This window comes from Zooshikella ganghwensis, from assembly GCF_018263875.1.
In the GTDB taxonomy this organism is placed as follows: domain Bacteria; phylum Pseudomonadota; class Gammaproteobacteria; order Pseudomonadales; family Zooshikellaceae; genus Zooshikella; species Zooshikella ganghwensis.
On record NZ_JAEVHG010000004.1, the window covers coordinates 120,189 to 141,208 of the forward strand.

A 21,020-nucleotide genomic window follows, 5' to 3' on the forward strand; every position below is an offset into this window, starting at 1 on the left:
GCTGCTGATGGGTTATTAAAAATTATTGGGGCGGGTAACAAGCTGTTCGGTAAATAATGGACCTGGGTAGTTTATGGCAGGCCAGTGTTCAGCAAGACTATACCAAACAATAAGCACAAGCTGGGAAATCGCGCTACTTGCTTGTTGTAATACAGACCAGCGACTGGTCTGCCAATTCCCCCAGAGCTGCTCTACATTTTCATAGTCAAATGTTTGCCAATTACCGTTAAATTTTCCAGTAAGTAATCCCTTGGTTGCAGGTGCAGTAAAAAGATCGATGACTTGTTGCAGTTGATGTTTAATACTATCTGTCAAATAGCCAAGCTTATCATCTAATGCTTTGAAAAAAGTCTCCATATCAGAATATGGCTGATATTTCCCTAAGCCAACAATAACCGGTGTTATACAAAGAAAAAAATCAATATCATGAGCGCGCAGTACTTTATAGTTGGGGGCAGGATTCGCCAGTTGTCTGCTAAAAAAAGGAATTAACGTACCTGCGGTTGCTAGGGTAAACGAGCCAATAATACCCAGTTTTAAAAAGTGGCGTCTTCCTTGATTGCTTTTATTCATCATTGTGGCTAATTAATACGACTATTTTCAACGTAGCAATAATTTGTATAACCAGTTTATCGCTTTATTTTTATAAGGAGGATAAATAAATTGAGTGCTATTGATACGCCCTTTTTTTAATATGCTTTTAGCTTGAGAAAAAGTTTGAAAACCTTCCTGGCCATGGTAATGCCCCATACCTGAGGGGCCAACACCACCAAAGGGTAAATCATCAACGGCGACATGTAATAGTGTTTCATTCAGACACACACCACCTGAATGCGTGTTGACTAATACTTTGTCATGCAAGTCCTGTTCATGGCTAAATAAATATAGCGCTAAAGGACGTGGTTGTTGGTTTACAAAGCTGATAGCCTGTTCAATCGTTGAGTAAGTTATGAGTGGCAAAATAGGCCCAAAAATTTCTTCCTGACAAATAAGCATACTTTCATTGGTATGGGTAACCAGGTGGATAGGGAAACGCCTTGTTGTTGCATCAGGGGCAAAATCACTGACATTAATTATTTTGGCACCTTTTTGCTGAGCATCCACCAGCCCTTGCTGTAAACGCTGGAACTGTCGGTCATTAATAATATGACTATAAGATGAGTTGTATGCAAAGTCGGGATACATTTGCTGAAAATGAGCCGTAAATGCATCAATAAATAAATTTAGCTGATTTTCGGGAAGTAGAATATAGTCAGGAGCTACACAAGTTTGTCCTGCATTGAGGGACTTACCAAAACAAATTCTTTTGGCGGCTTCATTAATTGGGTAGTCTGGTGCAATAATCGTAGGTGATTTGCCACCTAACTCCAACGTTACAGGTGTTAGGTTGTTGGCAGCGGCCTGCATTACTTTTTTACCTGTTTGTGTAGAGCCGGTAAAGAGTAAATGGTCAAAAGGCAGTTGAGAGAATTGAATGGCTATATCAGCGTTGCCAGTAATAACACTTATTAAATCTTCTGGAAAATTATCAGTAATAAGTTGTTTAAATAATTCTGCTGTATGAGGAGTATATTCAGACATCTTCACCATGGCCCGATTACCAGCAGATAAAGCGGCGACTAGCGGGCTGACAGCTAAAAAAAGTGGATAATTCCAAGGCACCATAATACCTGCCACACCAAGCGGCTGGTAGAGGATTTTGCAAGAAGCGGGTTGAAGCTGCCAGCTAACATGTCGGCGTTTGGGTTTCATCCAGCGTGGTAAACGCTTTAAGGTGTAATGGATAGCTTGCAGGCTGGGAATTATTTCTGCAATACGACTTTCATCAGATGAACGTAAACCAAAGTCATTATTTATCGCATCAATAATATTTTGTTGGTGATTAACTAGAAGGCGATGCAGTAATTGTAAAGTATGCTTTCTTTCAGTAAGAGAGGGATAAGGTGTTATTTGAAAAGCACTTTTTTGTAAGGAAAATACCTCAGTAAGCGTATTTTCCTGGGTCTCAGCTGTTACTGACAGAGAAGCTTGGCTGGTCATAATGTATTACCCTGCTTTTGCAGCATAAGTGTCAAACAATTGTTTGAGACTAGAGCTAAAGAGGATTCAGTGTCAAGCGTGGACTATGACCAGTAAGCCTTATATGCAGTATGTTTTATTAATAAATGATTACATTCCTTGCATTTGTGCCATATTCATAAAAATGCCCAGACCGCCAAAGACAACCGCTAGTGCCACAAATATTAGCCAAATCAGCATGAGTACGCCCATGATGATAAAATATACCTTAATTTTGTTTAGCGACTTTAACAGAGCTTCTTTGCTTTCATTGTGTTTGGCTTCTTCTATAGCTGAAGCGCTTTGATATAAAAGAACACCTTGCCAAATTGGTAACCACGCAATCACAATTCCAACGATACTCAGTGCGGTAACAACACCACCGACAATTGATAAAATCCCAATCAGCTTGAGCCAGCCCTTACATTGAAAAATAGGTAGGGTCATTTCACCTACTAGGGCTTTTTCATTATCCATTAGCATCCTCTCCTAAATGTTTACAAAAGTTTGTTGTGGTTGATGTGAAGTGTTCTGATTTTCCAAAGCCTGCCGTGCTGTGCTAATGGGGTATGACACATAGGTATAGCTTGTGTATTTTCTTACATATTATTCAATACAAATAATAGTAAGTGTCGAAGTGCCAGAAATACGGCGTTCCCGGGGCTACAGCGTAATCTTGTATGAAGTGTAGTTGATGCTTTACGTTAATTCATTGCCTGTATGGTAAATCTACGTGAACTTTTATTAATAACCTGCTTATGCTTAAGGAGAATTTAAAGGCTCTACTGAGAATTTTCGCTGTAGTTAAATATTATTTATTGTTAAGGCAGTTGGTAGAGACAGTACTGTACATTACCTGTCGTTTTGCTTTTGAGTAAAGACCAGTGCTGTACATCTTCATGTGCAGTATTAATAAGTTGGTCAAGGTCACAAGGTTCTGACTCAATATAAATAAGTGCACCAGATTTTAACCAAGGTTGAGTGAGTAGGGCTTGAATTGTTTTGGGAATCAAACCCTGATTAAAGGGCGGGTCTAAAAAGACTAAGTCATAGGTATGAGTGGGTGGTTTGGCTAACCACTGTAAACAGTCAACAGCATGGGTTTGTGCATTTTTACACTGTAATGTGGCTAAGTTAGTGGTGAGTAATTGATTAGCTTGTGGGGCAATCTCTAATAAATCAGCCCACGCGGCACCACGAGATAGTGCTTCAAAAGTTAGGGCACCCGTTCCACTAAAACAGTCCAGGCATGTTGCGCCATCAATATAAGGCGCAAGCCAGTTAAACACAGTTTCCCTTATCCGGTCAGTGGTGGGACGAAGCCCAGGTAAATCGGCAATGGGTAGTTTTCTGCTCCGCCACTGTCCGCCAATAATACGGAGCTGGCTGTGACAGTGGATAGAGCGTGCTTGCGGTTTACTGGTTGGCTTGCGTGAGCGGTGCTTCATGCTGGGGCTGTTTCTCTTGAGCTTTTTCTGTGTTATCCGGTTTAGCCTGTTGGCCAACAGTTATGGTTAACAATGGCTGTTTTTGAAAGTGTTGAGCAAAGGCTCGTTGTACATCTTCTCGGGTGACTGCCTGTACATCTTCCAAAAACTGTTGCATATGATCAAGTGGTAAATGGTAAAAGCCAATAGCACCTAATTGGCTGACGATATCCGCATTACTGGCTGTGGATAAAGGGTAACGACCAACAAGTTTTTGCTTAGCTTGATCAAGCTCCTGCTGTGAAGGGCCTTCAGCAATAAACTTCTGAAGTATTTCTTGGCTGAGTGATAGGGCCTCACTAGCTTGTGATTGTTTGGTTTGTAAGTTAATAAAAAAAGGCCCTGCTGCCTGCATTGGTATAAAAGCACTGCCTACCCCATAAACTAAGCCTCGATCTTCTCTAATTTCCTTCATTAGCCTGGAACCGAATCCGCCTCCTCCTAGAATTTCATTGCCGATATACAAAGCTGGGTAATCCTTGGCATCGCGAGAAACACCCAGTGTCCCCATTAAGATATGCGTTTGGCTGGAAGGAAACTCTATATGTTTCTGCTGAGTTTCCACGAGTGGTGTTGGTCTTGGTGTTTTAGGCGCTGCTTTGCCTTCTGGTAGCTTGTTTGCAAGCTGTTCAGCAATAGCCTTTGCTTGGGTTTGATCAATCGCTCCTACCATCGCAATCACGAGGTTTTTCGCAACATAGTACTGTTGATAAAAGCGTTGAATATCATCAGTAGTGAGCGTTTTAAGCGATGTTTGTGTGCCATGTTCTGGAATTCCATAAGGATGCTTGGCATACAATGCTTGGTAAAATGCCTGGCTTGCCTGTTTTCCTGGTTGTTGCTTGATGTATTGGAGGTTCGCCATCATCTGGTTTTTGATACGAACAAATGCATCTTCAGGAAAAGCAGGTGTTGCTATGACTTCACTGAATAAGTCAATGGCAGGTGTCAGCAAGCTGTCTTTAGTGAGTGTACGCAAAGAGGCTGTTGCCATATCTCGGTAACTGCCATTACTAAATTGTGCGCCAAGCTTTTCGAACCCTGCGGCAATTTGGGCTGCATTTTTATTGGTGGTGCCTTCTGCAAGCAAGCCATTGGTGATTTGGGCAAGTCCTGGCAGCTTTTCATCCCGTGAAGCCCCCGCTGCAAATACCAGCCTGATATCTAACATAGGCAAGGCATCGGTTTGCATGAAATAAACGCGGGCTCCATTTACAGTTTGCCATTGCTGAATAGCTAATTCACGACTTGCTGAATGGCTTTTTTTCTCAAGTTCAGCAATAGAACTAAAGCGCTTATTGAGTGGTGGTAATTCAACTGAGGCTGATTCATCTGCTGGGTGAGCAGACTGGGTAACACTTGACTGACTGTATTGTTTTGGTGCTGGACCCGTTTTGTATAACAGCGCAATGATGATGGGTAAAATGATTATGACCCCCCACCAAAATTTACGTTTATCCACAGTAAATGAAGTCGACATAATTAATCCTCAGTTGCAGAAGCGGACTGTTTTGAATTGAGGTGATGTTGAGGATCTAAAACAGCTACAGTTAAGCGGTCATAGGTGAAGTATTTTTGGGCTACAGCTTGAATTTGCTCTGGTGTGACAGCTTCCAGCTTGGTGATGTCTTTTTCTGCTAGCTTCCAGCTCAAGCCAATACTTTCCAATGAACCAATTAAGTTCGCTTGGGCAACGATAGAATCTTGTTGATAGACCAGGGTAGAGATAAGTTGAGCTTTTATTCGATCTAACTCTTCCGCTGAGGGTGGAGTCGATTTCAGTTTATCGAGTTGTTGCCATAATGCTTTTTCAAGAGAGCCTACAGTGTGTTTTTTTTGCAGGTTAGGCACTCCACTTAATGTGAATAATGTGTCGCCTCGGGTGAAGGCATTATAAGATGCACCTGCATAAGCGGCGATCTCACTGCCTCGGACCAACTCTGACTCAATACGTGCGCTATAGCCACCATCCAGCACTCCAGCAAGCATTCTTAGTGCGTAAGGCTCCCACTCTTCCTGGGCTGTAATAACAGCAGGTACATTAAACCCCATAATCAGTGTCGGCAGCTGTGCTGGTAGTTTGACCGTTAAGCGGCGCTCACCTGGTTCGTTAATTTCGCGTAAAGGGCGGGCCTCAGGCATGTTTTCCTGAGCTTTAACTGGACCAAAATACTGTTGTGCCAGTTTGCGTACTTGCTCGGGATCGACATCGCCGACAACGACAACGATAGCATTATTTGGACTGTACCAGCGGTTGTACCAGGTTTTCAGGTCATCAACGGTAATGTGCTTGAGATCATCTGGCCAGCCTATGACAGGGTTACCATAATTGCTTGCTTGATGTGCTATGGCTTTAAATCTTTCGTACATGAGGGCATTAGGTTTGTCGTCAGTGCGCAAGCGACGTTCTTCCATAACGACTTTGAGTTCTTTGGTAAACTCATCTTTATCAAGGAGCAAGTTTTGCATTCGCTCAGCTTCAAGCTCAAAGCTTAAGGCTAAACGGTCAGCACTCATTACTTGGTGATATGCGGTTGCCTCATAATTGGTAAATGCATTTTCTTCAGCGCCGAAACGCGCCATGATGTTTGAAAACTCTCCTGGCTTAAGGTTTTTAGTACCTTTAAACATCATGTGTTCCAAAACATGGGAGACACCTGTTTTACCACTATGCTCATAACTGCTACCTATTTTGTACCAAACCATCGAAACAACAACAGGAGCTCGGTGATCTTCTCGTACTATCAGTTTTAAGCCATTTGGCAGTGTGTATTCACTGGTTACAGGGGCGGGTGATGCGCCTACAGCAAAGTGGGTTAACAGTAGTAAGCTGCAACCTAAAATGATTCTTTGCCAGGGTTTATTGTTAATCATTCAGGTTTCCTTCATGTTATATCTTCACAGCAAGGCAACATTTCATACACCAAGCGGGCGAGAAGTGATAGGATAATACTTTATTTATAATGGGTTATTCGTTGTCGTGGTGCTAATACAAGCGCTAATATATTCAAAGCTTTCAGTGTATTACAGCTAAAGCATCAACTTGCCCAGCCTCGCCAGGCATTAATTCCAACTAATCCCGGTATTTCCAAGCTTAGGTATAGATTAAGACAATTATGTTTGGTTCACGTAAAGGGAACGGTAACTCTTCAGATACCGATGCATCCGAAAATCTAACTACTAATCAGTCAAAACCCAAAAAACGTTTTTGGCCTTTTGGCAAAAAGAAACAGTCTACAGCTGAAACTGTTATTCAAACGGTTGAGGTGGTTGAAGAGCAGAATGCCTCTCAAATAGAAAAAGAGGCTGTGGCTCAACCTGCATCAGTTGAGGTGCAAACTCCCCAGGCAGACGAAGTCATTGATCGCCAGGTGTCGCTTGTTTCTCAAGCTGAGACTGTCGTTGATAAAAGTGCAGAACAGCAACAACCGGTAGCTGAAAAACCACAAACTGATATAGCAGCCAAAGCTATACCGCAAGAAGAGCCTGTTAAAAGTGACGAGCCACAAGCTGAGCAACAAAGTATTACAGTAGCCGAATCTGAATCAATTGAGCAAAGTACTCAAGTAGCAGCTCAAGCAGAAGAGCAAACGAAGAAAGGTTTTTTTGCTCGAATGAAACGTGGCTTGTCTAAGACACGTAAAGGGTTTGTGCAAGGTGTTACTACCTTGTTTATTGGTAAAAAAGAAATTGATGATGACCTGTTGGAGGAGCTTGAAACCCAACTGCTGGTGTCTGATGTCGGTATCGAGGCGACTTCTGCCATCATCAATGGCTTGACAGAGCGCATTAAGTATAAAGAGCTGGATGATGCTGATGCACTGTTGGTGGCTTTGAAAACAGAACTGCGTAAGCAGCTGGAGCCAGCTAATGAACCGCTCGTGATCGATCAACAGCGCACACCGTTTGTGATTTTAGTGGTAGGGGTTAATGGTGTCGGTAAAACAACCACAATCGGTAAACTAGCCAAGAAGCTGCAACTAGAAGGCAAGAAGGTGATGCTAGCGGCAGGTGATACGTTCCGGGCTGCTGCGGTTGAGCAGTTGCAAGTCTGGGGGGAGCGTAATGAAATACCGGTTATAGCTCAGCATACTGGTGCTGATAGTGCATCCGTGATTTATGATGCCATTGAAGCTGCTCGAGCACGTAATATTGATGTACTGATAGCAGATACTGCTGGGCGATTGCACAACAAAAGTAACCTAATGGATGAGCTGACTAAAGTAAAACGAGTGATGGCTAAGTTGGATGCTTCTGCACCTCATGAAGTTTTGCTGGTTGTTGATGCGGGTACTGGACAAAACGCATTAAATCAGGCTCATGATTTTAATGCTGCGGTAGGTTTAACAGGCATGGCACTTACTAAGCTGGATGGCACCGCAAAAGGGGGTATAGTGTTTGCGATGGCTAAGCAGATGAAATTGCCAATCCGCTTTTTGGGCGTTGGTGAACAAATCGATGATTTGCGTCCATTTATAGCAGATGAATTTATTGAAGCATTGTTTTCTGATGAAAATAGGTAAGGCTCGATCATCCCCCTAGAAGGCTAGCAAGCAGTATGGCAAGCATAAGACGTGATCAATGAAGCAAAATAAGACAGTTATTCAGTTTGATAATGTCAGTAAACGTTATCCAACAGGTCAATCAGGTGTAGAAGGAATTAATCTTAAGATTCTGCTGGGTGAAATGGTGTTCTTAACGGGCCACTCTGGTGCGGGAAAGAGCACTCTTCTAAAGTTGATTACGGCGATTGAGCGTCCCTCAGCAGGACAGATTTGGGTGGGTGGGCAAAATCTAAAAACCCTGTGGCGCAGCCAGATACCCATTTTAAGGCGTAATATTGGTGTTGTCTTTCAAGAGCACCGTCTACTTTTTGATCGCTCTGTGTTTGATAATGTTGCATTACCACTGCAAATTGCTGGCTTTTCACCACGAGATATTCCACGACGGGTGAGGGCTGCACTAGATAAAGTGGGTCTTTTACACAAAGAAAAAGTATTACCTATTGCACTTTCAGGGGGGGAGCAGCAGCGAGTTGGGATTGCTCGGGCTGTTGTTAATAAACCCCCTTTACTGCTGGCTGATGAACCAACAGGGAATTTAGATCCAGAGCTGTCTGGGGAAATCATGCACTTGTTCGAGCAGTTCAACCAGGTGGGCGTCACTATTTTAATTGCCAGCCATGATTTAGCCCTTATCGGTCAACTCAAGCACCGAGTACTGACATTAAATGAGGGCCGTTTAGTGTCCGATGTGGGGGCACTATGAAGAACAACACTCGGGAAAACTATCGGCCAAAAAGTGGACAGCAGACAAAAGGCAGGGCTTCAGCAGCAAGACAAACTGCCAGTGTCAGCCAGGAGAGCCAACCTCGAAAAAGTGCTCACCGTACCCATCGCACCAGTGAGATCGGTTTATTTTTGCTACATCATCAGCAAATGATGTGGCAAAGCTTGCAGCGGTTGCTAAAGGCTCCAGTTGCAACATTTATGACGGCTTTGATGATAGCGGTAGCGCTGTCACTGCCAGCCATGCTTTATTTGCTGATTGAGAATGCACAAACGCTGAGCAGCCGTTGGGATGGTGCACCCCAAATTAGCCTTTTTTTCGAGCTGGAAGCACCAGCAGAAAGTGTTACTGAGGTGTTTGGCCAGTTACAGCAGGATCAGCGCTTCTCAAAAGTTGAGTTGATTACTGCAGAGCAGGCGTTGTCTGAGTTTGAGCAACAAGGTGGTTTTAAGGGCGTGCTGCAGCACCTATCTTCAAACCCATTGCCAGCCACTATCGTATTACAGCCTAAGCAAGTTGATGGTGCATATCACCAGCAAGCTATTGCAGAAACGCTAAAGCAAATAAAAGGTGTAGAGCAGGTACAATTTGATACAGCGTGGATTGCCCGATTGAATGCCATGCTCCAGCTTGGCCAACGAGCAGGTGCTATGTTAGCAGGTCTGTTTGCATTAGCCGTTATACTGGTTATTGCCAATACAGTACGTTTAGCGATAGAAAGTCGCCGAGAAGAAATTCTGGTGGTGAAGCTGGTAGGCGCTACTAATGCCTACGTGCGTCGTCCTTTTTTGTACATGGGGCTTTGGTTTGGTGTTCTCGGAGGGCTGCTAGCATTGGTACTTGTACATTGCTTGATTTGGTTGCTGACGGACCCTGTTGCAGATTTGTCCCAGCTATACGAAACTCATTTTGAGATCGCGGCAATGACGCTGGATGCCTCACTGCTACTGGTTTTGACAAGCGGGGTGCTAGGTTGGATTGGCGCTTTGTTTACTTGCCAGCGGCAGTTAAGAATGATTGAGCCACGATGACGCTTCACTCTACACTTAGTGTGTACAAAATCAGGATTTTAGCGGCATATAGGCTTGTTATGTGGCTAATATATACGAAATTTTGATAAAGGAACTATTTTACAGGTTCGCACTCTTAAATAAACGGTGATACACTCACTCGGCCAATATTATACAAAGAATGGAGAGCAGATATTAATGGGCACTGCATTACAACGCATTGATGTGTTGTCTCCTGGACATAACCTTGAATCTTATGTGCAGGCAGTCAACAGTATCGCTGTACTCACTGCAGAAGAAGAGCGTGAGTTAGCAGAGCGTTTGTATTATGAACAAGACTTGGATGCTGCACGCCAGCTGGTAATGTCTCACTTACGTTTCGTTGTCCATATCGCAAAAAGCTATTCTGGTTATGGATTGTCTCAAGCAGACCTTATTCAGGAAGGTAATGTCGGTTTAATGAAAGCGGTTAAGCGCTTTAATCCTGAAATGGGCGTTCGCCTGGTGTCATTTGCAGTACACTGGGTAAAAGCAGAGATGCACGAATTTATTCTACGCAACTGGCGTATAGTGAAAGTCGCTACCACTAAAGCGCAGCGTAAACTGTTCTTTAATCTGCGTAGCTCGAAAAAGCGGCTGGCTTGGTTCACCAATGAAGAAGTACAAGCCGTTGCTAAAGATTTAGGTGTTGAGCCAAAGACGGTGCGTGAGATGGAGTCACGCATGGCAAGCCAAGATACAGCATTTGATGCAGGTGTAGATGATGATAGTGATCAAGCCTATCAAGCGCCAGCATTCTACTTAGAAGATAATCGCTATGATCCAGCTCGCCAGCTTGAAGATGCGAACTGGACTGAAACATCAACCCAGAACCTTCAGAATGCGCTGGCTGGTTTGGATGAGCGCAGTCGAGATATTTTGCATCATCGCTGGTTAACCGATAACAAAGCCACATTGCATGAATTAGCGGCTAAGTACAGTGTATCTGCTGAGCGGATTCGCCAGTTGGAAAAGAATGCAATGAAAAAACTGAAAATGACGCTCCAGGCGTAGTATGTAAAGTAAACAGTAAAAATATTTTCTCATGTTTTGAAAGGCTGCACTATGCAGCCTTTTTTGTTTGATATTTTTCTCTATGATTGCGTGATAATTGTTCGGGTGGATGAGCAACTTGCTCTAAATAGTCTATTTGCGTCGAAAAAAACAAGACAGATGTGAACTATTAGGATTTTTTTTGGAAAACTTTTGGTTAAAAGGTACATCTATATAAGAGTGAATAACGGAAGCTATACCCGTAGTTGAAGGGTATAAAAACAAAAAGGGTTGGTGCTCAATATGTCTTGTTTATATTTTGCTGAAAATCAATACACAGAAGCCGACTGTCAACCTATTCCTGAAGGTGGATGGTTTTTAATCGCAGATGTACCTGGTGGCTCGGTAGAAATTTCCGGAAATAATCGAGCGCGCTTGGCTGAAATGGCGAATGAACTATTAGAAGCACATTGTATTTCTCAGCCTACAACTTCATATAATCAGTGTGAAATTGCTTACTAAACTTTTTGAAAGCCCTTCCCCGCAAGGAGGATGTTGTGAGCGTAGGAGTTTTGCGACACCCTCCAAACAGGGCTGGTGCAAAGATACATAGTTCTATTAATCCGTCAGCCTTCATTTAAATTCCAGTCATTAACAGGCATTAAAATACTGAGCAATCATTGTGTTTAAGATGGTTGTAGTATGATCCTTCTATCAATTACTCTTATCCCGCGCATTAACTTAAAGGCAGCTACTGCCAGTCCATAAAATAAGCTTAAGCATGAATTCCGAACTGAACTACACTATGTCTAGTTAAGCTTAATTGGCTTAAAGCGAACACTAGTCTTTGTGCTTTATATGCTTTAGATGACATGCATAGGCTATTGCAAAAGCGAATTTGTGCTTAAGACTAGTGTAGTGGGCATATCAAACAGAATATGTATAACTAATGATCATGGTCATTAGTTGCATACTAAAAACAACTTACACTTTGCGCCATAAAGTGTGGGGAATGCTTGCTCAACTGATGCTGGGTATCTGAAGTGGACAAACGCTTTCCACACTGATTAATAAGTAATGAGTAGTATGTAGTAGGAAGTATTTGCCATTATGCATAACAGTCATCCTCATGAAGCTGGTGAAGATACCAGTGATCTTAACGAAGAGAAAAGTTACCAGGAATTACATCGTCCCAGTAGTGAGTTTGCAAGCCGCTCTGACTATCTTGATCATGAGTTAACCATCATGAAACCGCGTCGTTGGAAGCTTAATCTTCCAGGACGTGATTTTCGGTTTGAGTGGGAAGATCTTGTACCTGCTTTAGCGGGAACTATCGGGATCACCGTAATGTACTCTGCAGTAATGTCTTCATATGCTGCAGGATATGGGCTTGATGCAAACTTTGTTATTGAAAACGTTCGCGTTGAGATGCTCGTCTCCGCTATCTTGTTTGTTATTTTAACTTCTGGCTTTTTAAACCCACGTGCTAATTTAGCGGGTAATCATGGTCCAATGATTCCTTTGATTGGCATGATAGCAATGGCTGGTGGGCATCCTTTGGCCCTTGCCATTTTGCTTGGTGGTTTTGGCTTAATTTTGAGTATTACTAAAGGCGGTTCACGACTGGTTAAGTTAACAGGACAGGGGGTGGCCGGTGGCCTACTCGCCTACCTGGGGTTAACGGGGACAGCTTCGCAGATTAACTCGCTTATCGAGTGGGCAGGCAAAATGAATGTTGGGTATGTGGCATTTGTGGTGCTGCTGGTCAACATTGTGCTTTATGCTTATTTGGCTCGGATTGGTAAGCGTTGGTTATCGATTCCCTTGTGCTCAGTTGCGGCAGTTATTATTGCGTTGGCACTTGGAGCGCCTTTTGAGTTTAAAACAGCGCCTGGCTTACCTAACCTGAATCCAATGTACTGGTGGGGATCAACAGAAACTGGCTGGAAATTAGGCCTACCAAATATGCAGCATTTCATTGCTTCCTTACCTTTTGCCATTCTTGCTGTTGCTATGTGGTCTCCTGATTTTCTGGGGCACCGTGTATTTCAGGAGCTTAACTACCCGAAAAAAGCCAAAAATGTGCTGATGGATGTTGATGATACTATGACAGCATGTTCTATCCGCCAGGTTGTGGGAACCGCATTTGGGGGAGGAAACATTACTTCCTCTTGGGGTACCTATATGATTCCTGCGGCGATAGCAAAGCGCCCAATTCCTGGTGGGGCCATTCTATTAGGTATTATGTGCGTCATCGTTGCTGTAGTGGGTTACCCTATGGATATCACAGTATGGCGACCAGTGATGAGTGTTGCTTTATTAGTGGGCGTATTTTTGCCACTACTTGAAGCGGGTATGCAAATGGTTAAGGATACAAAAGACACCCAGTCTGCAGGTATCTGTATCTTTGCCTCAGCAGTTGTAAATCCTGTTTTTGGCTGGTCACTAACAATGCTGTTAGATAATAATGGCTTAATTGGTGATAAAGACCGCTCTAAAGCACTTAGCTTTGTTGATAAAGTAGTAATTCCAGGCCTGGCATTTGGTATTTGTTTTGTTGCTATGGCAGCTGTTGGCATGTTGCCTGGGGTACCAGCTTTAGTACCTGCGTTTCGTTAATAATTAAAAATCGATATGCTGAGCCTTCATTGTAAATGCTCAGCATTAACGACGGGAAATAGGCTATGAAAAAACAATTCATTCTCACCTTAATGGGGCCTGAAAGTCCGGGGTTAATAAGATTATTAGCTGAAAAAACTCATGACCGACAGGGAGTGTGGTTAAAAAGTAAAATAAGTCATCTTGAAGGCCAATGTGCTGGGATTATTAAAATTGAAGTTGAAGAAGGCCTGGCAGAGTCACTACAAACTGAGTTAACCAATATTACTGATTTATATGCTGTTATTTCTGAGGTACAGCCATCTTCATCAGTGGAGGTCAAAACACTTCAACTGATCGTTGAGGCTGATGATCGGCCAGGCTTTATTAATGATATCTATAATATTTTAGAAAGCTATGGAGCTAGCATCAGCAATATGGAGTGTCACTCCTTTGCAGTAACTGAATTAGGCGGAAGTGTCTTAAAAGCAGATTTTGACTTAATTGTACCTACCGATCTTGATCAAGAATCCCTTGTGGCGGAGCTTGAAGCATTGAATGCTCAGGTAGTAGCAAATATTCCAGCTGAAAAGTAACACGCTCTTTTGAAAGTCGACAACAAACTACAGTAAGGTGGTTTGTTGTTTTTACCCCTTGCATATAGCTTTTACCTGCACTTATTCATCTTTTCTCTGTATACCTTTCACAAATGATTTCTAGGTTTTGTTGTCTTCGCTCCTCACCCCGATCACCTATTAATATCGGCTCATGGAACTTCTAATATAGTTTTATGGGGTATGGTTTCGTGGGTCTATAATTTCATGTGGCTATAGTTTCATGGAGTTTGGTCACTCGATGGTTGCACCTAAAAACCATTCTTATTGGGTATATCAATAAAGCTTTCGCGAATGGTATCAATCACATTTTTAATGTAATAAAGGTACCTCAAAAAATAGCGATTTTTGTGTAAGGGCAAAGAAGCACTGCACGGAAGACCGGTGTGTATAAGGAGTACATGAGGATCCGAGTACAGCGCTGACACAGCTATTTCGAAAAAAGTGCATTTTTTGAGGTGCCCATAAGGCTATTTTGCTAAAAAGTAAAACAGTAGACCTATAACATAAAGCTATTTAAATAAGCTGCAACTGATGTATGACTTAAAAATTGTCATTTGTTTTTATTGTGTGCATTATTGCACATACTTGCCTCACTAATAATAAAGAAAAAGATTAGGAGAAATGAATGATAAAAATAATAAGTCGCACACTATCTGCAGTCGCAGCTGTGGCGTGTATTACTTCAGCTCAAGCGGGGGTTATCACATTTGATGATTTAGACCCTGGAACATCTGCTACAGCTTTACCTGAAGGCTATGGTGGCTTTTCATGGTCAAGAAATGGCTCTGCTCCTATTGTTGCATATAGCCGGGAACATCTTGAATCTAATAGTGGATTTACAACAGGTGTTACATCGGGTTCGAATGCTATTTTTAACGCGTATGGCGTAGGCCCAGCTATTTTCGATTGGTTAGGTCAAGACTCTACCTTTGATTTTATTAGTGCTAATTTTACTTCAGGCTGGAATGATCAGGATATTATGTTTGCAGGCTGGCGTGATAATCAGCAAGTCTACATGAGTCAAAGGTTTAGTATTGGTACCGATGTGCCGCTAAATATTCGCTTAGACTGGCGCAACATTGATCGTCTGGTTATTTACAGTGAAAACCAAAATGACTACCAGTGGGTAATGGATGATTTTAGCTACAATGTACGTGTTCCAGAGCCTGCTACCGCGTTGTTATTTGGAGCTACGCTGCTAGGTATGTCTAGACTTCGCCGTAAAAATAGCTAATTTTTAGAGAGCCTGGTTACCGGGCTCTTTTTTTATTTGATAACACGTAAAAAGTTGTATCAGATAAAGCAGATCTACTCCTTTCTCTTATTAGTGTCGGATAAATTTCCAACTATAGCTTTTTTTGCCCTTAGTTTTTTTGTAATGATCTGTTTTATAGCGAAAAATATTATTTGGCATGACTTATGAAGGTCATAAAGTGGTTAATATATTTCTCATGACAGAATGATCTTTATAGCTTCGTTTAACCCCTTCTGGTTAACATGTGGCGCAAGGACAAGGATGTCATTTCTTTTTCCTTAATCTTTCATTTTTCCTAAAGAAACTTTTGTAACTAATAGGTTGATGCTGACGCTGGCTTTTTTGTATTAGCTCTTGATGTTAGGGTAAAAGGACCTGTCATCAATGAAGAGCTGAGCGTTGACAATGAATTATCGATGGTTACATGTGAGTGGAGTGAGTGGGTTATTAGCTGTGGCTTTTGGTGCTTTTGGGGCTCACAGTTTACAGCCTTCAATGACTTCTGAATTACAGGCTGTTTATGAAACAGCAGTCAATTACCACTTCTATCATACTTTTGCCCTATTGGCTGTTGCTTTGCTTGGAGCACATATAAAACACTCAATGATTAACTGGGTTGGATACTGTTTTTTAATGGGTGTATTGCTTTTTTCCGGTAGCCTTTACTTACTCAGTATCACAGGTATTCGCTGGCTTGGTATGGTCACGCCATTGGGTGGGATACTGTTATTGAATGGGTGGTTGTTATTGGTGGTATTAGCGCGAAAACACGCTCGTCTCAGGCTTAAGGCTGATTAGGGCCTGTTAACCCTATTTGAATATCACTGTTATGATGGTAAAAGCACTAACCTAAAGCAATGAGCAAAACCTGTAGTCAAGTCTGGCATTGACCTGGCTAATCCCTATAATTTGTACTTTATAGCCTTCACTGAGGGTTTATCAAAGTAAGCGCCAAGGTTATAGTGGGTGGCAGCTAATACGTATTCAATGTATATGGTCACTAAAAGGCTATTCAGGGATAACTTGTTAGTTTTGGCGAAACTGAGCGTTATTGTGTAGTAGTAGAGATAGAGTGATGACAGAGGATTCTGTACCAGGTAAAAAGCACCGGGTCATAAAAAGTTTTGTTATTCGCGCTGGGCGGATGACGGCTGGGCAGCAACGAGGTTGGGATGAAGTTTGGCCCAAAATGGGACTGGATTATACGCCTGACCAAATTGATCTTACCCAGCTATTTGGCCGAGAGGCACCTACTATCGTAGAGATTGGTTTCGGCATGGGACATTCGTTGTTAGAAATGGCGAAGCAGAGTCCTGAGAATAATTTTATCGGTATTGAAGTTCATCGGCCTGGGGTAGGTGCACTTCTTAATGAAGCAGATAAGCAAGGGTTAACGAATTTAAGAGTCTTTTGTCATGATGCAGTAGAAGTTTTATCACATTGCATTCCTGAATCTTCACTCTCACGAGTGCAGCTTTATTTTCCAGATCCTTGGCATAAAAAGCGTCATCATAAACGGCGTTTGGTACAGCCTGCCTTTGCTGAGCTTGTTCGCTCAAGACTTGTGCTCGAAGGGGTTTTCCATATGGCGACTGACTGGGAAAACTATGCAGAACATATGGCTGCTGTCTTAGAAAATGCCAACGGCTTTAAGAATACAGCAACTGAGTACTATCCATATATTGAACGTCCTGCTTTTCGCCCTCTCACCAAGTTCGAAAAGCGAGGTCATCGCTTAGGCCACGGAGTCTGGGATATGATTTATCAACGCTCAGAGTAGTACTGCTCTTGACGTCTATACCCTTCACGGATCATTTTTATGTGCGCTATACCACCAAGGATGGTGGGAATGCAGTTTATGCTATCGTTAGTCTTAACAGACCAGACTAGCCCTACTAAAAACCCTTCGTTTTGGGTATATATTACCTCTTTTCCATACTTTTATTGAGGGTTTTCATAAATCCTCAATGCTTGGTTGTTTCTACCTCATTTCATATTTCAAGCTGCTATAACAGCTAACGTATCAATAAAAAACGATGTGTGCTGACCATCTGCAAGCGTGAAATATGCTACATTTTACTTGCCACATACTTTTTCATCATCGAAGACATATGCTAAGACCGTTACACGACAGTAAGATCTTTATAAACGTGCTGTATAGCGTCCTCAGCTGAGAAGGTACCTTCAACATGACTATAAGTGCCTTATCACTATAAATAGTTAAAGCATGGGTAACTGCCATGGAGTTGTTAATAATACTTGTAGGATTAGTTCCCTTGGTTGTGATTGGCTTGGTTGTATGGAACTTTTTTTTACAGGGGGCTATTAGTGAGTTACGTTTTCAGTTAAAGCGTTCAAGTGAGCAAATCACTGCACTGAATAGACAGATAACAGAATTAACTCAGCAACTTTCTTCTTTGTTTTCCGCTACTAATAAGTCTTCACCCCCATCTTTAATGGATGTAGCCGCGCCAAATACGGAGGTGAATGATGTTCTTGAAAAAGCTTCAGCTCCGTCAGCAGTAACAGAAGTTACTGCTCATGTCTCTTCTTCAGCTATATCGGAGCAAGAACAATTAGCAACAGCACATGAACAGGCTGCTGTTGCACAGCATCACGCGGAAGAAGAAAGAGAGACTTTAAGCCAGCAAAAACACTTTAATGATCAAGCGTGGGCTACAAACGAAACGTCAGTAAGCGTTGATGATACGTATCAACCAGATGCTATTTCCCGACTGATGACTTTTATCATTAACTACTTTACGACAGGTAATGTGGTTGTGAGAGTGGGTGTAATTGTCTTGCTGTTTGGTGTTGCTTTTTTATTGAAGTATGTAGCTGAGCAAGACCTGATTTCTATAGAGCTAAGGCTATTGGCGGTATGTGCGCTTGGTGCTGGCTTACTCATTTTTGGCTGGAAGTTGCGTCATACGAGAAGGGTTTATGGCCTAATTGTTCAAGGTGGGGGCATAGGTATCATATACCTTACATTGTTTGCCGCCTTTAGCTACTACCAGCTCCTTAGCTCACTTGTTACTTTTGTATTAATGTTGTCACTTATTGGAGTAACTGCATACCTGGCAATTTTGCAAGATGCACGCAGTATGGCCATATTAGCGTTAGTTGCAGGCTTTTTAGCACCTGTGCTGATATCAACAGGACAAGGCAACTATATTCATCTTTTTAGTTTTTATTTAATGCTAAATATAGGAATAGCCTTGATCGCTTGGTTCAAGGCTTGGCGGTTGCTTAATGTATTAGGTTTTATATTCACAGTTATTATTGCATCTGCTTGGGGAGTGGCGCGCTATCATTCCAGTTTCTTTGTGGTGGTGGAATTTTTCATTATTGCATTCTTAGTCTTGTACACACTCATTGGTCTACTGTATGCGCGCAGAATAAAAATGCAGTTGGCTCAATATATACAGCAAGGGGGGTGGATTAATTCAGGTCTTTATGTGGATAGTACAATGGTGTTGGGTTCTCCTATTGTAGCGTTTACCTGGCAAACGTTGTTAACGCTGCATAAACCCTATGTTCTCGCCTTTAGTGCGCTTATTTTAGGTGGTTGTTATTTTGGCTTAGCACGTGTAATTAAAAGAACAACAGTACTGACTTTGCCTTTGCTAGGACAAGTTTACTATGCCTTGGGCCTGTTATTTTGCAGTATATCTTTACCTTTAGCGCTGGATGGGCAATGGAGTAGTGCAGCATGGGCAATTGAGGGTGCTGGTTTAATATGGCTGGCATTACGCCAGCTGAACCGCAGGCTTATGTGGTTTGGGATTCTGTTACAGCTATTATCAGCAGTCATTTTCCTATTTGATATTACGCCAAACTATACTCTGGTTGCTGCACTTCCCTCAAACTGGCTTGCTACTTCGTTGATTTCCTTAGCCGCATTTTTCAGTGCCTATTGGTCTTTTAAGTTAGCACCAGTAAATTGGCGTAGTTCGGCGTGGCTGGAAACCATTGGTTGGTTATGGGGGCTGTGCTGGTGGTATGGCGGAGCGATTGAGCATTTTGATATGTTTGTGGCCGATCGCTGGTTTTTTACCGTTTTACTCGTCTTTGCTGTGATTACCAGTGTTGTATTACAAGGGATTGATGAATGGTATGACTGGCCTTTACTACAGTCTCATATATGGCTGTTCATTACATTCATCGCAATAACCTTAATGGGCTTTATGTTGACGAAGGAAAGTCCAATCAGTGATGGTGGTTATTGGTTATGGCCCTTAACCTTTATGTGGTTGGTGCAGCAGCTGTGGCGAGGTGACTGGATGCCTTGGGTAATTCCCTTGAGAGGAATTAACCATGCTGTTTGTGCCTGGTTACTAGCGGTGCTTTTCAGCTGGGGGGGCTATGAGTTTGCACAGTTATGGTTTAACGCTCGTAGTGCTTGGGTTTTTAGTGCATTGATGCTAGGTCCATTGTTGATATTTGCAGGTATACAATTTCATCATACATGGCCTGTTACAGCACATCAGCGTGCATATTGGCGATTAACTGCAGTGCCGCTGTTAGCGGTCATGCTGTTATGGCAGTTAATTTCACTGGGACATTCAGGTAGCAGCCAGCCATTAGTATATATTCCGTTGTTGAATCCTATTGATCTTGTGTGGATAGGCAGTTGGCTGCTTACTATTCGTTGGTGGATTCGCTGCCGTCGTAGCCAGTTATTACCTAGAGTTGAGTATCAAATCCTGTATGGTTTGCTGGGCATTGTTGCTTTTATATGGGTTAATTTCATCATTGCCAGAGTGCTTCACCACTGGGTTGGAATTTACTATGACTTTTCAACATTGTTTTCTACAGCGCTAGTTCAAGCGGTGTACTCTATATTTTGGGCGGCAACAGGTGCCGCATTAATGTTTTGCAGTACAAGGATTCAATGGCGTTGGCTGTGGGTTTGCGCAGTAGTACTATTGTCTATTGTGGTGATAAAACTCTTTCTTATTGATTTATCATCAACTGGCACGCTTGCTAGAATTGCTGCATTTTTAGTTGTTGGGGGACTGTTATTAGGTATAGGTTATATTTCGCCAATACCTCCTGCGGAGAATAAAGAGACTGCAGACCCAAGTTGATTGCAAGGTATTAATCACAGGGTGAGAATAAATGCTGTTAAGTGCTGGATGTTTTCGTCTGTAAAAAAAGTGAAGATGCACAGGCATTTAGATAATTTTTTGAACTTGTGTTTTGTTTTAGGCTTTCATTTTTCGTGAATACCAAGTAATTATTGCTTCCTTGCTATTACTTTCCTGTTATTTATACCCATAATGAATCATTTTTAGGTGTCAAAATAAAGTGGTATATACTCACCGCGAAGGGTTATTTAGGCGAGGCCACCGAGCGATGAAGCCTCAGGAGTTTAGATAAACTAAATGACTGGGGTGGCAGTTAAATGCTCCTGCATAAACTGCATTCCCACCATCCTTGGTGGTCAAGAGCGATGGTAACAAAGCCTAAAAATCATTCGCGAAGAGTATATATACATCAGTTGATGGATGATCGTTAGAAGTATTAGAATTAAATTCGTATAGCAGTAAACTATTAAGTGTAGTATATAAATTATTTTGATATAATTTCTCGTTTAGCAATAGCTTGAACTGTGTTTTTATGTTGACATGCTCTTATTTTATGTTAATCAAATTGGGTTAATAAGATCATT

At 42.2% G+C, this 21,020-nt stretch carries 17 protein-coding genes; 11 read left to right on the forward strand and 6 right to left on the reverse strand.

What is annotated here, in order from left to right:
* Positions 1–15: 15 nt before the first annotated feature.
* The 6 genes from KHS79_RS08210 to KHS79_RS08235 all read right to left on the reverse strand — a co-directional run bounded on the left by KHS79_RS08210 (position 16) and on the right by KHS79_RS08235 (position 6,419).
* Complete coding sequence (locus tag KHS79_RS08210) at positions 16–576, reverse strand: hypothetical protein (protein ID WP_212718220.1); 561 nt, start codon at positions 574–576, stop codon at positions 16–18.
* 24 nt (positions 577–600) lie between these two features.
* On the reverse strand, positions 601–2,040 hold the full coding sequence (locus KHS79_RS08215; protein ID WP_212718222.1) for a coniferyl aldehyde dehydrogenase: 1,440 nt from the start codon (positions 2,038–2,040) through the stop codon (positions 601–603).
* A 129-nt stretch (positions 2,041–2,169) separates the two neighbouring features.
* Complete coding sequence (locus KHS79_RS08220; RefSeq protein WP_038291761.1) at positions 2,170–2,535, reverse strand: DUF5362 domain-containing protein; 366 nt, start codon at positions 2,533–2,535, stop codon at positions 2,170–2,172.
* A gap of 344 nt (positions 2,536–2,879) precedes the next feature.
* A complete protein-coding gene (rsmD, locus tag KHS79_RS08225; RefSeq protein WP_212718224.1) occupies positions 2,880–3,506 on the reverse strand; it encodes a 16S rRNA (guanine(966)-N(2))-methyltransferase RsmD in 627 nt (208 codons plus the stop codon).
* A complete protein-coding gene (locus tag KHS79_RS08230; RefSeq protein ID WP_212718227.1) occupies positions 3,475–5,025 on the reverse strand; it encodes a M16 family metallopeptidase in 1,551 nt (516 codons plus the stop codon). Before KHS79_RS08230 ends, rsmD begins: the two co-directional genes overlap by 32 nt.
* A gap of 2 nt (positions 5,026–5,027) precedes the next feature.
* Positions 5,028–6,419, reverse strand: a complete 1,392-nt coding sequence (locus tag KHS79_RS08235) for a M16 family metallopeptidase (RefSeq protein WP_212718229.1) — start codon at positions 6,417–6,419, stop codon at positions 5,028–5,030.
* 242 nt (positions 6,420–6,661) lie between these two features.
* On the opposite strand from KHS79_RS08235, the gene ftsY reads away from it, so the two are divergent.
* The 11 genes from ftsY (at position 6,662) to KHS79_RS08290 (ending at position 20,436) form a co-directional block, all read left to right on the forward strand.
* On the forward strand, positions 6,662–8,068 hold the full coding sequence (ftsY, locus tag KHS79_RS08240; RefSeq protein ID WP_212718231.1) for a signal recognition particle-docking protein FtsY: 1,407 nt from the start codon (positions 6,662–6,664) through the stop codon (positions 8,066–8,068).
* Positions 8,069–8,126: 58 nt separating this feature from the next.
* Positions 8,127–8,813 carry a cell division ATP-binding protein FtsE gene (gene ftsE, locus KHS79_RS08245; protein ID WP_212718232.1) on the forward strand — a complete coding sequence of 229 codons (687 nt, stop codon included), beginning with the start codon at positions 8,127–8,129 and terminating at the stop codon, positions 8,811–8,813.
* The gene (gene ftsX, locus KHS79_RS08250; RefSeq protein ID WP_212718233.1) at positions 8,810–9,865 is read left to right on the forward strand and encodes a permease-like cell division protein FtsX; all 1,056 of its coding nucleotides are present in this window, start codon (positions 8,810–8,812) and stop codon (positions 9,863–9,865) included. Before ftsE ends, ftsX begins: the two co-directional genes overlap by 4 nt.
* 177 nt (positions 9,866–10,042) lie before the next feature.
* A complete protein-coding gene (gene rpoH / locus KHS79_RS08255; protein WP_027709208.1) occupies positions 10,043–10,897 on the forward strand; it encodes an RNA polymerase sigma factor RpoH in 855 nt (284 codons plus the stop codon).
* Positions 10,898–11,179: 282 nt separating this feature from the next.
* Positions 11,180–11,398: a hypothetical protein gene (locus KHS79_RS08260; protein WP_212718234.1), complete on the forward strand. Its 219-nt coding sequence runs from the start codon at positions 11,180–11,182 to the stop codon at positions 11,396–11,398.
* A gap of 588 nt (positions 11,399–11,986) precedes the next feature.
* Positions 11,987–13,495, forward strand: coding sequence for a DUF3360 family protein (locus KHS79_RS08265; RefSeq protein WP_027710166.1), 1,509 nt, complete (start codon positions 11,987–11,989; stop codon positions 13,493–13,495).
* Positions 13,496–13,560: 65 nt separating this feature from the next.
* On the forward strand, positions 13,561–14,070 hold the full coding sequence (locus tag KHS79_RS08270) for a glycine cleavage system protein R (protein ID WP_027710167.1): 510 nt from the start codon (positions 13,561–13,563) through the stop codon (positions 14,068–14,070).
* A 646-nt stretch (positions 14,071–14,716) separates the two neighbouring features.
* Positions 14,717–15,325 (forward strand): PEP-CTERM sorting domain-containing protein, encoded by a 609-nt coding sequence (locus KHS79_RS08275; RefSeq protein WP_027710168.1) that lies wholly within the window; start codon positions 14,717–14,719, stop codon positions 15,323–15,325.
* A gap of 426 nt (positions 15,326–15,751) precedes the next feature.
* A complete protein-coding gene (locus KHS79_RS08280) occupies positions 15,752–16,144 on the forward strand; it encodes a DUF423 domain-containing protein (protein WP_212718235.1) in 393 nt (130 codons plus the stop codon).
* 277 nt (positions 16,145–16,421) lie between these two features.
* On the forward strand, positions 16,422–17,126 hold the full coding sequence (gene trmB / locus KHS79_RS08285) for a tRNA (guanosine(46)-N7)-methyltransferase TrmB (protein ID WP_212718236.1): 705 nt from the start codon (positions 16,422–16,424) through the stop codon (positions 17,124–17,126).
* Between the two features lie 460 nt (positions 17,127–17,586).
* A complete protein-coding gene (locus KHS79_RS08290; protein ID WP_212718237.1) occupies positions 17,587–20,436 on the forward strand; it encodes a DUF2339 domain-containing protein in 2,850 nt (949 codons plus the stop codon).
* The last annotated feature ends 584 nt before the right edge of the window (positions 20,437–21,020 follow it).